The sequence below is a fragment of the Pseudoalteromonas aquimarina genome, assembly GCF_049257255.1.
Lineage (GTDB): Bacteria > Pseudomonadota > Gammaproteobacteria > Enterobacterales > Alteromonadaceae > Pseudoalteromonas.
Map to the genome: position 1 here is coordinate 57,895 of NZ_JBMMUG010000010.1, position 13,862 is coordinate 71,756.

At 38.9% G+C, this 13,862-nt stretch carries 13 protein-coding genes; 7 read left to right on the forward strand and 6 right to left on the reverse strand.

The features are described 5' to 3' along the window. Positions 1–51: 51 nt before the first annotated feature. Positions 52–1,506: a coniferyl aldehyde dehydrogenase gene (locus tag AAEU29_RS19990; RefSeq protein ID WP_421974957.1), complete on the forward strand. Its 1,455-nt coding sequence runs from the start codon at positions 52–54 to the stop codon at positions 1,504–1,506. Further along, positions 1,507–2,067, forward strand: coding sequence for a TetR/AcrR family transcriptional regulator (locus AAEU29_RS19995; RefSeq protein ID WP_421974958.1), 561 nt, complete (start codon positions 1,507–1,509; stop codon positions 2,065–2,067). Between the two features lie 31 nt (positions 2,068–2,098). Here AAEU29_RS19995 and rsd read toward each other — a convergent pair whose 3' ends face one another. Continuing rightward, the gene (rsd, locus tag AAEU29_RS20000) at positions 2,099–2,569 is read right to left on the reverse strand and encodes a sigma D regulator (protein ID WP_274763162.1); all 471 of its coding nucleotides are present in this window, start codon (positions 2,567–2,569) and stop codon (positions 2,099–2,101) included. Positions 2,570–3,004: 435 nt separating this feature from the next. Here rsd and hemE point away from each other — a divergent pair, with 435 nt between their 5' ends. Beyond that, complete coding sequence (gene hemE / locus AAEU29_RS20005) at positions 3,005–4,072, forward strand: uroporphyrinogen decarboxylase (RefSeq protein ID WP_421974959.1); 1,068 nt, start codon at positions 3,005–3,007, stop codon at positions 4,070–4,072. A gap of 35 nt (positions 4,073–4,107) precedes the next feature. Beyond that, positions 4,108–4,770 (forward strand): deoxyribonuclease V, encoded by a 663-nt coding sequence (nfi, locus tag AAEU29_RS20010; protein WP_421974960.1) that lies wholly within the window; start codon positions 4,108–4,110, stop codon positions 4,768–4,770. On the opposite strand, the gene AAEU29_RS20015 is transcribed toward nfi, so the two are convergent. The 3 genes from AAEU29_RS20015 to AAEU29_RS20025 form a co-directional block, all read right to left on the reverse strand. Continuing rightward, positions 4,754–6,139, reverse strand: a complete 1,386-nt coding sequence (locus tag AAEU29_RS20015; RefSeq protein WP_421974961.1) for a TonB family protein — start codon at positions 6,137–6,139, stop codon at positions 4,754–4,756. The two genes, nfi and AAEU29_RS20015, sit on opposite strands and share 17 nt — an antisense overlap. A 133-nt stretch (positions 6,140–6,272) precedes the next feature. Further along, positions 6,273–7,694, reverse strand: a complete 1,422-nt coding sequence (gene sthA, locus AAEU29_RS20020) for a Si-specific NAD(P)(+) transhydrogenase (protein ID WP_372770268.1) — start codon at positions 7,692–7,694, stop codon at positions 6,273–6,275. Between the two features lie 17 nt (positions 7,695–7,711). Next, a complete protein-coding gene (locus AAEU29_RS20025) occupies positions 7,712–8,848 on the reverse strand; it encodes an acyl-CoA desaturase (RefSeq protein WP_421974962.1) in 1,137 nt (378 codons plus the stop codon). Positions 8,849–8,974: 126 nt separating this feature from the next. Here AAEU29_RS20025 and fabR point away from each other — a divergent pair, with 126 nt between their 5' ends. Then, entirely contained in the window at positions 8,975–9,595 is a 621-nt protein-coding gene (gene fabR, locus AAEU29_RS20030; protein WP_274763650.1) for an HTH-type transcriptional repressor FabR, read from the forward strand. 9 nt (positions 9,596–9,604) lie between these two features. Here fabR and trmA read toward each other — a convergent pair whose 3' ends face one another. Further along, positions 9,605–10,702 carry a tRNA (uridine(54)-C5)-methyltransferase TrmA gene (gene trmA / locus AAEU29_RS20035; protein ID WP_421974963.1) on the reverse strand — a complete coding sequence of 366 codons (1,098 nt, stop codon included), beginning with the start codon at positions 10,700–10,702 and terminating at the stop codon, positions 9,605–9,607. Between the two features lie 194 nt (positions 10,703–10,896). Here trmA and AAEU29_RS20040 point away from each other — a divergent pair, with 194 nt between their 5' ends. Both AAEU29_RS20040 and murI read left to right on the forward strand, forming a co-directional pair. Further along, positions 10,897–12,012, forward strand: coding sequence for a DUF5610 domain-containing protein (locus AAEU29_RS20040; RefSeq protein WP_421974964.1), 1,116 nt, complete (start codon positions 10,897–10,899; stop codon positions 12,010–12,012). Between the two features lie 72 nt (positions 12,013–12,084). Continuing rightward, positions 12,085–12,849, forward strand: coding sequence for a glutamate racemase (gene murI, locus AAEU29_RS20045; protein WP_421974965.1), 765 nt, complete (start codon positions 12,085–12,087; stop codon positions 12,847–12,849). Here murI and AAEU29_RS20050 read toward each other — a convergent pair. Then, the gene (locus tag AAEU29_RS20050; protein WP_421974966.1) at positions 12,842–13,306 is read right to left on the reverse strand and encodes an RNA recognition motif domain-containing protein; all 465 of its coding nucleotides are present in this window, start codon (positions 13,304–13,306) and stop codon (positions 12,842–12,844) included. The two genes, murI and AAEU29_RS20050, sit on opposite strands and share 8 nt — an antisense overlap. Positions 13,307–13,862 lie beyond the last annotated feature (556 nt).

A 13,862-nucleotide genomic window follows, 5' to 3' on the forward strand; every position in this document is an offset into this window, starting at 1 on the left:
AATTAAACCGACTAATCAGTCGGTTTTGTGTGTTTAATACTAGGATGCAATATGAGCTCGCCTATTCTTGATAAAATGGATACTGCTGAAGATGTGCAATCTTCACAGAATTTTTTGGAACAGCTAAATGCTGCTTTTGCACAGTTGAAGTTGGCTTATAATGCTAATAAACAACCTTCCTATTTAGAGCGCAAGCAAGTAATCCTAGAATTAAAGTCAGCACTTTTAGCAAATAGAGAACAACTGCTTAGTGCACTTAATGCGGACTATGGTAAACGGCCAAACTTCGATAGCTTAATGGCAGATATATTACCGAGCGTACAGCACCTAAATTACACTTTAAAACACCTTAAATCTTGGTTAAAACCAGAGAGGCGGCGTGCAGGGCTATTGTTAGCGCCATCGTCTATTTATGTTTATAAACAAGCGAAGGGCGTAGTAGGGGTCGTTGTGCCTTGGAACTTCCCTGTGTTTTTAAGTATTGGGCCTATCGTCACTGCTCTTGCTGCGGGCAACAAGGTGATGGTTAAGCTCAGCGAATATACGCCACATACGAATTCGGTTATTAGAAAAATCTTTAGTTCATTGCATGACAGTGTTGTGGTGATTGAAGGTGGGCCAGAGGTTGCAGCTGAATTTACTCAACTACCGTTTGACCATGTTTTTTTCACAGGCTCAACAAGTGTAGGCAAGTTGGTTGCAAAATCTTGCGCAGAGCGCTTGGTACCAACAACGTTAGAGCTTGGAGGTAAATCTCCTGTAGTGATCACTGCAAATGCGGATTTAGAAAAAGCCGCTGATGCAATTATTTTAGGTAAATCAGTCAATGCAGGGCAAATTTGTGTCGCCCCAGATTATGTTCTTGTAGAGAGAGCCCAGCTTCAAGCATTTTGCCAAGCTTACCTAACTCGCTTTGCGGCACTTTATGATCATCAAAAATTTAGCGAGGAATATGGCGCGATAATCAATGAGGCGCAGTTTGCTCGTTTGCAGTCAATGCTCGAAGACGCAAAAGCAAAAGGAGCTAATGTATTTGCGCCTATGGGCTATGAGATTGATGTTAAAAATAGGGCAATACCACCACAATTATTAACCAACGTTGATGATACTATGGCGGTGTGTAAATCAGAGATTTTTGGCCCCCTATTACCTGTACTGGCGTACGACGAAGTTACAGATGCGATTGATTATATTAACAGTAAAGAAAGGCCTCTGGCGCTTTACATAATGTCGCAAGATACATCAGAGGTAGAGGCAATATTAGAGCAAACACATAGTGGTGGCGTTTGTGTTAATGATACCTTGATGCATGTAGGCGCTGATGATGCTCCTTTTGGTGGTATTGGCGAGTCAGGTTTAGGTAATTACCATGGCCCTGAAGGATTTGATACGTTTTGTCATAAGCGAACTGTTTTAAAAACACCGTTGTGGCTTCCCCGAGTGAAACTTATTTTACAGTCCAAAAAACTGGCTCTATCGCTACTTACAAAGTTGTTTGTTCGTTAAATGGCTATTTCAAAGAAACAACAGTTATTGGATGCAGCGTTGGTCTTGTTTGTTGAGCAAGGTATATCCGAGACATCGACGGCTAGCATTGCCAAGCATGCAGGAGTGGCGACTGGCACTTTGTTTCATCACTTTGCAAATAAAAAAGAGCTGGTGGAAGCCCTTTATTTAAATTTAAAAGAAGCTTTGGTTACAGATTTAGCCTTGTCGGGTGAAATTGAAAGTAGCGAGCAAGCACTAGTTTTATGGCGAAAAGTAATAACCTGGGGGTTAACAAATCCAGAAAAAATGGCATTTTTTGGTATTTATTACTCCAGTCCTTGGGTGGAGTCATCATTTAAAAGCAGTGTATTAAACAATGTGTTTTCTTTTTTAATCGCATTTATCGAAAAGCAAAAAGCTGTAGGTGCATTTATTAATTTACCAACAGATTATATTGCGATGCATATTCAGCAAAGTTTGTTAAATACAGTGAACTATCTGATTGAACACAATTTGAATGCTAACAGTGATTTGGTTGATTTGAGCTTTAGTACGTGCTTATTTGGTTTACAGCATTAAATAAACAAAAAGGCGTAAATTACGCCTTTTCTTATTCTGTGTGATGAGTATATAAATTTTCGATAAGTTCGTCTTCAAATTCAAAGCGTTGCTCAAGAGCTTGGCCTAATGTGGATAAATCCTCATCGAAATTTGGTAGCAAGCTTTCTTCTTTAGCATTGGCGTAATCATCATTAAAGCTCAATGCAATATCTGTCGAAGCTGATATTTGCGGATAAAGTGATTGAGCTAGCTTTAGGCTGCTCGGGCCTTTCTCTGCACATGCTTTAACAAGGTTGTCGTAAATTTCGAAATGACCGGCTGAGAGGTAATCCATTAAAATCTGACAAAATTCAAGAATTTCACTTTTCTTTGGTAACGCTTGATCGCTTCGTTCATAGGGAGGTAAGCCTGCAAGTTTGCAATAAATTACAAGTAACTCCTGGCGTTCTTGCAACCAGCTATCAATGGCTGAGTGTGATCCGCCCCATTCTTGTTTCGCTTTTTCTAAACTCTTAAGCATAAATTGTGTCCCTTTACTTCAAACTAATTTCTATAACAATGAAATCTGGCGAAAAGATCAACTAATTTTTAACATTTTTAAGAGTAATAAATGTAACTAATTAATAATAAAAAGAATTGTCTATATACTGATTTGTGATTAGAAGCGGACTTTAAGATTTAAAAGTGCATATAAAAGAAAAAACCACCCAGAGGGTGGTTATAAAACTTTTTCCGACTTGATTAATTCAAGTTCTTATTTTTGTATCCTTTTTATAACAAACTATTTTCATTTTAACAACGTTAAATATTATAAAATGCGAGATTAAATGCAAAACACATCTAAAAAGCGAAATAATTGCATTTTTAGTGTAAGAGGGCTTGATCTTTCGCATAGTTAGTTGGCGTTCATAATGATACAATTCGGCCAGTTATAATTTTTAGGTTTTACACTATCATGAGTGAATTAAAGAACGATCGTTATTTACGTGCGCTATTAAAGCAACCAGTTGACCAAACACCTGTATGGATGATGCGTCAAGCTGGACGTTATTTACCAGAATATCGAGCTACGAGAGCGCAAGCTGGCGACTTTATGAGCTTATGTAAAAATGCAGAGTTAGCATGTGAAGTAACACTGCAACCACTGCGTCGCTACCCATTAGATGCGGCAATTCTTTTTAGTGATATTTTAACTATTCCTGATGCGATGGGATTAGGTCTTTACTTCGAAACCGGTGAAGGTCCAAAATTTGAACGCCCAATCCAATCAATGGCAGATGTTGTTAACTTACCAATTCCTGATCCTGAAGATGAATTAGGTTATGTAATGAACGCTGTAAGAACGATTCGCCGTGAACTTAATGGTGAAGTTCCGTTAATCGGTTTCTCTGGCTCGCCATGGACGCTAGCGACTTATATGATTGAAGGTGGCAGTAGCAAAACATTTGGCAAGATTAAGAAAATGGCTTTCTCTGAGCCTGAAATCTTACATATGCTACTAGATAAACTTGCGGACTCTGTAATCAGTTATTTAAATGCACAAATTAAAGCGGGTGCACAATCCCTAATGGTATTTGACTCTTGGGGTGGTGTGTTATCGCCGCGTGACTATAAAGAGTTCTCATTAACTTATATGCAGAAAATCGTTGATGGCTTGATCCGTGAATATGATGGTCGCAAAGTACCGGTAACGCTATTTACTAAAAATGGTGGTTTAAACTTAGAAGCAATTGCAGCGACAGGCTGTGACGCGGTTGGCTTAGATTGGACTGTAGATATTGCAGATGCGCGTCGCCGTATTGGTGATAAAGTAGCGCTGCAAGGTAATATGGATCCTGCAATGTTACATGGCACACCTGAGCGCATCCGCCAAGAAGTACAACGTATTTTAGAAGGCTATGGTAACGGCTCTGGCCATGTATTCAACTTAGGTCATGGTATTACGCCAGAGGTTGACCCTGAAAATGCAGGTGTTTTCATCAACTCGGTTGGTGAACTAAGTAAACAGTACCACAACAATTAATTTAAGAGCCTTGCAACCGCAAGGCTTTTTTCTTTATGGCAAATCACAATGATATTATTTGGCCCGGCAGCGTAGCTAAGGCCAAAGAAATTCAACAGCAGCTAGCCAAGCAAGTAGTTATCTCATCATTTCAAGGTGATATAAGTTACATTGCTGGTATTGATGTCGCATTTCCAAACAGTGGTAAAACAACCCGAGCAGCAGTTGTTTTGCTGGAATATCCATCGCTTCGTTTAGTAGAACAAGTTGTCCATGAATCGCCATCAGTAATTCCTTATATCCCTGGTGTTTTAAGCTTTCGAGAAGGTGGGGCGGTATTACAGGCATTGGGAAAACTTGTAAATCCCCCAGATATCCTGATGTTTGATGGTCAAGGTGTTGCGCATCCTTTAGGGCTTGGTATTGCTAGCCATGTTGGTGTGGTACTCAATATGCCGACTATTGGTATCGCAAAAAGTTGTTTGATAGGTGATTATAACGAGCCTGAACAGTTTAAGGGGGCCACGACTGATTTAGTTGTGCGAGGCCAGCACTGCGGATACGTGGTGCGCTCAAGAACAAATGTAAAACCGCTCTTTATCTCGCCTGGGCATCTGATAACAAAAGAGCAAGCGTTATCGCTTGCTCTTGAGTGTGTTACTAAGTTTCGATTACCTGAGCCAACAAGGCTTGCAGATAAGCTTAGTAAGAGTCAGTAGTTCTGTCTGCCATCATTGAAGCTTCACTTAATTCGATTAGCTTAATGTAGTTTTGTGCAGGCCAGCTACGGTTATTCGCTTCATTTAATGCTTGTTGTAACATTAATTGGCCTTCCTGAACACGGCCAAGCTCTGAATGAGCCGTACCAAGTACAGATAGAAGTACAGGGTGATTGTTATCTACCGCACGTGCAAGCTCAGCGTATTTAATAGCGCTTTGCGCATCGCGAAGTTCAGCAACGTCTGAAAAAGCAAGTAAACGAGAATATTCGATCATTGCTGGTAGATACTGATTATGAGCAGCTGTCTTCAACATTTTTGCAGCTGTGTGTACATCATAATGAATGCTACCATAATTAAGCATGGTCATTGCTAATTGATACTGTGCACGTTCATTACCAGATTCAGAAGCAAGCGCTAACCAGTTGAAAGCCTTTTCTTCATCAGGCTGACAGCCTTCTCCATTAGCAAAACAATGCATTAATCTCATTTGAGCATCATGATTGCCGTTAATGGCAGCTTTGTAATACCAATCGATATGTTCGTTATCAGACGCTTTCTCAATAACATCATGCTCAAGCATTAAGGCATAACGATTTTGCGCAACGCTATTTCCTTTATTGGCAAGTGCGAGAAGTTTTTCTTTGTATTCGTCTAACGAACGCTGAAACTCACGGTTTACTTTACTGTTATCAGAACCAAGCGTAAATGAAGTAACCAAGTCGAAAATACGACGCGGTTCACCTGTTGGACTGATATCAGGCTCAAACTTCCATTGATTAATTGCTTCTAACGCAAGATCGTCAATAATACCTTTCGGAAATGACGCAAGAATACGACTATCTTCAACGACCCCACTTTCGTTGACATTATAACCAATTGTTACCCACGCTTTTGAGCCTGAACGAGTATTGTTATCAATTTCAGGTTCAACACGTTCAATTAACTTAGCACGCTCAGGAAAGAAGTTGGTATGTTTAGCAATAGGTGCATAACGTAAATCGTGTAACTCTTTACCGTAAACATCTTTTAACTCAATGTAAGTTTCTTTCGCTTCGCGGCGAGAAGGCACTTCTTTACGTAAGCTACGGTATTTTTCTTGAGCTAGCGGGTGGCCGTAATCTTTTGCAATAAGATACCAAGCATAAGCTTTGTTAATATCTTTTTCGATACCTTGACCATTGAGATAGGCTGTTGCGAGATCAAACTGAGCATTGACGTGCCCTAATTTTGCGATCTTGCTTAATTCAGCAACGTATTTCTCAACATTTCCTTGTTTTTCATAATATTTTGCAGTTGAGTAGTCCGCGAAACTGCTTACAGAAAACAAAGATAGCGCTGAGGCAAGTAATATAGAGGGGGTTTTCATACTTAACAGCCTATTATTATTGTTTTAGGTTATTAAGTTTACAATAATTTTACACGATCACAAGCGTTAGTTTAAAAAATCGGCACTTTATGTGAAGGTTTGTAATAAACTCGTCATAAAGTGCCATTTCGCTTTATTTAATCAAGCGATTCAAACCATTAAGCGCAGCTACTCGGTAAGCTTCTGCCATTGTTGGGTAGTTAAATGTGGTATTAACAAAGTATTCTATGTTGTTACCACCATTTTTTTGCTCCATTACTGCCTGACCAATGTGGATGATTTCTGCAGCACGCTCACCAAACACATGAATACCTAAAATTTCTTTGGTTTCAATGTGGAATAGTATTTTTAAACTACCTACTTCGGTGCCTGCAATCTGTGCACGCGCTAGGTGTTTAAATTGAGCTCGGCCAACTTCATATGGCACTTTAGCAGCGGTTAGTTCTTGTTCAGAACGACCAACCGAGCTAATTTCTGGAATGGTATAAATACCACTTGGAATATCGCGGATCAGCTTTTTATTACATTCGCCGGTGGTAATTGCATCTGCAGCAATACGGCCTTGATCAAATGCGGCACTGGCAAGGCTTGGGTAACCAATTACGTCGCCAACAGCATAAACGTTATCGACTTCTGTTTGGTAATTTTCATTCACTTTTAAATTGCCACGACTATCAGAGGTTAACCCAATCGCCGATAAATTTAGTTTGTCTGTGTTACCTGTACGACCATTTGCAAAGAGTAAACAATCGGCTTGCATTTTTTTACCCGATTGCATGTGAACGATAACGCAATCATCACGTGTTTCTACTTTCTTAAACTCTTCATTATGACGAATTAAAATACCACTGTTCCAAAAATGGTAGCTAAGTGAGTCTGATGTTTCGGCATCAAGAAAAGCGAGAAGGCGATCACGTGTATTAATTAAATCAACTTTGGCGCCTAGGCCACGGAAAATAGAAGCGTATTCACAGCCAATGACACCTGCACCATAAATAATGATATGACGTGGGTCGTGCTTTAGCCCTAAAATTGTATCACTGTCATAAACACGCTTGTGATTGAAGTCGATTTCAGCAGGTCGATATGGGCGCGAACCTGTAGCAATTACTATGGTTTGTGCTGTTAAAGTTTCCTGACTGCCGTCGTCTTTTTGAATTGAAATGGTGTGGTTATCAACAAAGCTGGCTTCGCCATGAATAAGCGTAATGCGATTTCGGTCATAAAAGCTGGTGCGTAGATTGACCTGTTTTGAAATCACATTACTCGCATGATCTAAAATATCAGGGTAGGTCATGCGCTCTCTGTGAGCTTGAGAGTTAAACAGCGGGTTTGAGTTAAACTCGATTAAGCGACTAACAGAATGACGCAGTGCTTTTGAAGGAATTGTGCCCCAGTGCGCACAACCGCCACCTACTTTAGGTTGTTTTTCAACAACAGCAACACGCTTACCGCTTTTGGCAAGATTCATTGCTGTACCTTCACCACCTGGGCCAGTACCTATGATTATGGCGTCATAATCATACTGTTTTTTTATCGCTTGTTTCTTTGTCACAGAGAGTGTTCCTTTAACTAGTTTGTTGCGAGCCCTTTTATTAAGGCTTTATTTAACGCTAACCAATGCTGTTGTTGGTTAATTAAAGACGCTTTTATTTCATTATACTGCTTTTTCAGCTGTGATTGCTCGCATTGCTTGATCACTTTATTTTTACGCATCTCTAATAGACGCTTTCTTACCTTATAATAGTGCTGCAATTTACTTAATAACAACTCATACTCATTTTGCAATTTATCTAGTTGCTTATGACTAGCTTCTTTTTTAAGTAATGTTTGCTTAGTTCGCTCCATTAACGTTGCCGCTTTAGCTCGCTCGATTATCTCTTGCGGTGTTTTACGTAACTTAGAAGCCAACCCAACTAATGAAAGCGATTTTATCAGCCATTTTGTCGGATCGTAATGCCACCATCGGATACCATTGCGATAATCAGAAGCAAAAATATGATGGAAATTATGGTAACCCTCGCCATAAGTCAAAAGTGCTAAAAAGCCATTATCTCTGGCAGTATTAGACTCTGTATATGGGCGAGAACCCCAAATATGTGCCAGTGAATTTATGAAAAAGGTAAAGTGTTGGCTTAGTACCAAGCGCAGTAATCCTGCTAGTAACAACATTCCCCATACATTGCCAAATAGCAAACCAAGTAATAATGGAATACCGAAGTTAGTGATAAGAGTAAGCGCGAGGTAGTGCTTGTGCTGCCACATCACAATACGGTTTTTTTGTAAATCGCGACAGTTTGAATAATCGGTATAGCGATATGCTTGGTATTCGCGCAGCATCCAGCCAATATGGCTGTACCAAAAGCCTCGAGTTGCTGCGTAAGGGTCTTTATCTGGATCATCAACCTTACCATGATGCAAGCGGTGATCAGAGCTCCAATGTAAAGCACTATTTTGAACAGAAAAAGCACCACCAATAGCAAAAATAAATTCAACTACAGGATGTGTTTCGTAGGTTTTGTGAGCCCACAAGCGATGATAGCCAGCGGTGATCGACAGTCCGCAATAAAACATACATGCAACAAACGCAATCCAATTTGAAGTGCTGAAGCCGTAGGTAAATCCATACCACGGAACAAGGGTTATTGCTGCTAGAAAGGTGATGGTAAAAAAGAGGGTATTAAGCCAAATAATGGGTGGTTTTTTCATACATAAAATCTCAGCGTACACTTGTACGCTAAAATAGTTTTATATCGCTTTTTTATCAAGTGAAATCGACAAAATTCATAAATAATTTTTCTGTGTTAAACTGCATGCAAATTTTATGGGGGATGTATGTCGGGTATTCGTGCACAACAAAAAGAAAAGACGAGACAAGCGTTAATCGATGCAGCATTTAATCAATTAAGTGCTGAGCATAGCTTTTCTAATTTAAGCTTGCGCGAAGTTGCTCGTGAGGCCGGTATTGCGCCAACATCCTTTTATCGTCACTTTAAAGACATGAATGAGCTGGGTTTAACCTTAGTTGATGAAGCTGGCTTAATGTTGCGCCAGTTAATGCGTCAAGCGCGTCGACGTATCGAAAGTGGCGGCAGTATAATTAATATCTCTGTACTAACCTTTATGGAGTTTATTGATCAGTCGAGTAACCAATTTAGATTACTACTGCGTGAGCGCTCTGGAACGTCTAAAGCATTTAGAGCAGCGGTTGCCCGTGAGATTAAGCATTTTATTTTAGAGCTTGCTCATTATTTAGAAAATGAAACAGGATGCGATGCGAATCATGCATACATTCAGGCAGAAGCCATGGTGACTCTGGTATTTAATGCGGGAGCTGAGGCGCTTGATTTAACTAAGCCACAACGAGATCAGCTTACCGAACGAATTATTTGGCAGTTGCGTTATATTGCCAAAGGGGCTTCAAGTTACACAAAAGAAAAAAAAGCAGCTAAATAGCTGCTTTTTTTATTTACGCGTTAAAAACACACCCGATTCAATATGGTGGGTATATGGAAATTGGTCAAAAATCGCAAATCGCTCAATGTTATGCGTTTCTGTCAATTGCTGGAGATCTCGCTCTAGCGTATCTGGGTTACATGAAATATAAATAATATTGTCATAGCCCTGCACTAAGTCTGTGGTGTCTTTATCTAAACCAGCTCGTGGGGGGTCTACTAAAATGCTTTGGCAGTTGTAACTTTTTAAATCAATACCATTTAAGCGAGAAAATTCTTTTTCACCATTCATAGCCATGGTGAATTCTTCACTCGACATGCGAATAATATCGAGGTTATCGACTTTATTTTCAGCGATATTAAATTGCGCTGACTTTACAGACGATTTAGAAATTTCAGTTGCCAGCACGCGATTGAAGCTTGGGGCTAATGCAATCGAGAAGTTGCCATTGCCGCAATAAAGTTCAAGCAAATCATTTTCAAGGGGTTTTGATACGTCAATTGCCCATTCAAGCATTTGCTCATTTAATTTAGCGTTTGGTTGGGTGAAGCTATTTTCAACTTGCTGATAAACAAGCTCGCGATTATCCACATTAAGCTTTTCAATCACATACTCTTCACCAAGGACAATTTTTTGCTTGCGAGCTCGGCCAATGAAATCGATGTTAAATTCTTTACTTAACTCAGCTTTAAGCTTAGTTACTTCGTTCAGCCATTCATCATCAAGTTGCTTATGATAAATCAGACTTACTAAGATTTGACCGCTTAGCGTAGATAGATAATCGATTTGAAATAACTTTCTGCGCAAAATTTCATTTGGCTTTAAGCATTCCAACAAGCGTGGCATTAACTCGCAAATAAGCGGAGCTGCTGGATCAAACTGATCCACCCTTATTTTTTCTTTTGTTTCGGGATCAAACATAATGTGAAATAAATCTTCACCTTCATGCCATACGCGAAACTCAGCACGTTGTCTGTAATGTTTAGGTGCAGATGCAAATACTTCTAACTCTGGTGCATTAAATTGTGCGAATTGTTGGCTAATACGCTGTGCTTTTTCCGAAAGTTGCTCATCGTATTTTGAAGTATCTATTTGAATTACAGGCATATGCTTTTTAACCTCATGTTTGCGAGTCGCGCTATTTTAGGGTGTGGTTTTTCTTTGTCCAGTTTTAGCATAGAAAAAATGTGACATACTTACTTCAACAAAAGGTAAATTCTGACCGTTAAATCTAAGAATTAATACTTAAGTTGCTCACTATTTGGCCGATAAATAGACATTCTGAAATGGAGGCAATGATTATGAAAGTGGGTGGATTGGGGTATCAACCCGAAAACAAGTATGGTTTCTCTCAACAGAAACCAAATGAAATAGCACAAAATGCGTCAGCTAAAGACGTATTTACAATGTCGCAGCGACTAACGATTGCAAGTCAGGTCTCTTATCAAAAGATGATGGGAGCAATGCCATTTGAAAGTAAAGTAGAGCCTACCAAACCTGAAGATCTATTTAATTTTGAAGAGATCGCAAAAAACGTTTTATCGTTTGTTAAAGGCGCTATTTTAGGTGCTAAGGCTGATGGTGCCGATAATGACAAGCTAACGAGTATGTTCGAGCAAGCTCGAAAAGGGGTAGAGCAAGGTATTGGTGAAGCGGTTGAAGAGCTTAAAGACAGTGATCTCTACAACGATGAAATTGAACAAGGCATTGAAAAAAGCCGAGAGTTAATCTTTGATGGATTGGACGAATTTGAACAATCAATCTTCAATCCTGAAAAACAAGCATCAGCACTTACCGAATTTAATGGTCAAAATTATTACCAATTGGATAATGGCGCCAGTTATGAAATTAAAACCGCAGAAGGCGATGTGATTAAGCTTACTTATAATAGTGCGTTCAATTCATCTGAACAGCTATCATATAGTAAAACTGAAGACGGTGAATCGTTAAGTTATGCTTCATCACAGTCTAGTTCACAAGCATATTCATTTTCAGTAGAAGGTGATTTAAATGAAAATGAAATTGCTGCGATCAATGATCTAATGTCAGATTTGCAAAAAGTAAGCAATGAATTTTTCAATGGTTCACTTGATGAAGCGTTTGAACAAGCTAAAAAATTAAATCTGGATTCTTCTCAGTTAGTTTCAATGTCTATGAACTTACAGCAAACAGAAGTAAGAGCAAGTGTTAGAGAATATCAAACAGTACAACCAGGTAGAGAAATAGCAAAACAGTTCGAACCTATTAATGAAGGGTTGGAAGAAAGCTATGAAAAAGCCAAGCCGCTTAATATTGAAAGTCAGTTGGTACAGTTACTAACATGGCTTAATCAACGACAAGCGAGTAAAGAAAGCTTATTAGATTACAGCACTAGCTTTTTTGAACAGCTTAATAATAAGCAAGAAAAAGCAAAGTAAGCATAGCTTACCTTGAGAATTAGAAAATATATGGCAAACTACCCGAGTTAATAACATATTAGGTCGGGTAGTTTGGCAAAGCATATTGTAGTTTTTGATTCTGGTATTGGTGGTACATCGGTACTTGAACACATTCAAAACAAAATACCACATGCCAAGCTTAGTTATCTTATGGATAATAAGTACCTTCCTTATGGTGAGCTGTCCTTTGAATTTTTAACACAAAGAATTACAAGCTTACTCAGTCATTTTATCACTCTAATCGAGCCAGTTGATTTGTTGGTCATTGCCTGTAATACAGCAAGTACTCAAACACTCGACATTTTAAGGCAGCATTTCAACTTTCCAATTGTGGGTGTAGTGCCAGCCATCAAACCTGCTGCAGAGAAAACGCTTTCTAAAAAAATTGGTGTATTAGCGACACCAGCGACAGTTGCAAACGAATATACGGCAAGTCTTGTTAAAGATTTTGCAGCTTCTTGCAGTGTGTCTTTATATGGTTCAAGTCAGCTTGTGAAATTAGCCGAGCAAAAGTTTTGGACAAATGATCTAGATTCAAAACAACTTGAGCAAGAGTTAAGTACTTTATATATAGATAAAGAAATCGATCAATTAGTGTTGGGCTGTACACACTTTCCAATTATTGCTGAAGAGATCAAACTGCATATCAACCCTCAAACAACGTTATTGGATTCAGGTGAAGCAATTGCAAATCGTGTGCTTAGTTTACTGGGGGAGAGTGTAATGACTTTAGATAATAAAAAGCAGCCTGTTAGCTATTTTGCCACGGCTGCTTTTAAACAGACAAAATTACCAATAACGGTAATTACTAATTAGCACTATCTTCCATAGCACCATTCTCGTCAGATTTTTGCTTCGCTTCACGTACTTTTAAAGTGCGTTGCTGAAACTCTTTATCGTTTAGTGCAGAAATGATTTTATCAGCGTCTTTCTCAGCTACCTCGACAAAGCCAAAGCCACGTCGTTTACCTGTATGCTTATCCTTTAATAAGCGAACTGAGAAGATCTTCCCGTGCTGCTCAAATAAATCTCTAACAACCGCTTCGTTTGCTTTATAAGGTAAATTACCCACATACAGAGATTTGCTTGCTTCTTTTTCTTCTGTTGCCCCATTAGCAGAGAAAGTTGCAATAACACCACCAATGAAAATACCAATGGCAATAGCTAAAGATGAACTTGTAAGTACTGATGATAATGCAAACTGAGCTACTGCGTAGCCAATAAGAGATACGATAAAAATTATTATTAATGATTTTTGTTGCGATGAACTCATTTTAAAGATTCCGAATTACACAAATTAAACATAAAATTAACAAATGTTCATGCTTATCTTATCTTACTTTAATGACAAGGCAATAATAACAGCGCAATAAAGGGTGAAATTTATTTAAGTTAAGTTTAAAAAAGCCCCTTCAACGATATAAAACGTACAAAAATAGACTGTTTTGTATATATTTCGCCCGAACGATCCAAAAAACTAAAAAAAGTTTGAAATAGGGGTTGATCCAAATTCGGATCTCTCTATAATGCGCCTCCACCAACACGGGGAACGACGTAGCATAGCAGCGAATCACGAGTTGGTTGATTCAAGTAAAACTGAGTTTTGAAAGTTTTTAAAAATAATCAAAATTAAGTATTGACAAAAAAATAGGAAAGCGTAACATACGCAGCCCTAACAGCGACAAAGCGTCGCGGCAAACAAAAGCTTGTTTGCACTGTTCTTTAAAAATTTAAGCAATCATCTGTGTGGGCACTCGTACAGATTAAGTTCTAACATACGCTTTTAGCGTAACAAAATTTAGACTTAATTAAACTGAGTGACCAATTGA

Bases quoted from the DNA above. Each gene is read 5' to 3' on its own strand.
- AAEU29_RS19990 (WP_421974957.1), top strand. From the start codon at position 52: ATGAGCTCGCCTATTCTTGATAAAATGGATACTGCTGAAGATGTGCAA.
- AAEU29_RS19995 (WP_421974958.1), top strand. From the start codon at position 1,507: ATGGCTATTTCAAAGAAACAACAGTTATTGGATGCAGCGTTGGTCTTG.
- rsd (WP_274763162.1), bottom strand. From the start codon at position 2,569: ATGCTTAAGAGTTTAGAAAAAGCGAAACAAGAATGGGGCGGATCACAC.
- hemE (WP_421974959.1), top strand. From the start codon at position 3,005: ATGAGTGAATTAAAGAACGATCGTTATTTACGTGCGCTATTAAAGCAA.
- nfi (WP_421974960.1), top strand. From the start codon at position 4,108: ATGGCAAATCACAATGATATTATTTGGCCCGGCAGCGTAGCTAAGGCC.
- AAEU29_RS20015 (WP_421974961.1), bottom strand. From the start codon at position 6,139: ATGAAAACCCCCTCTATATTACTTGCCTCAGCGCTATCTTTGTTTTCT.
- AAEU29_RS20025 (WP_421974962.1), bottom strand. From the start codon at position 8,848: ATGAAAAAACCACCCATTATTTGGCTTAATACCCTCTTTTTTACCATC.
- fabR (WP_274763650.1), top strand. From the start codon at position 8,975: ATGTCGGGTATTCGTGCACAACAAAAAGAAAAGACGAGACAAGCGTTA.
- trmA (WP_421974963.1), bottom strand. From the start codon at position 10,702: ATGCCTGTAATTCAAATAGATACTTCAAAATACGATGAGCAACTTTCG.
- AAEU29_RS20040 (WP_421974964.1), top strand. From the start codon at position 10,897: ATGAAAGTGGGTGGATTGGGGTATCAACCCGAAAACAAGTATGGTTTC.
- AAEU29_RS20050 (WP_421974966.1), bottom strand. From the start codon at position 13,306: ATGAGTTCATCGCAACAAAAATCATTAATAATAATTTTTATCGTATCT.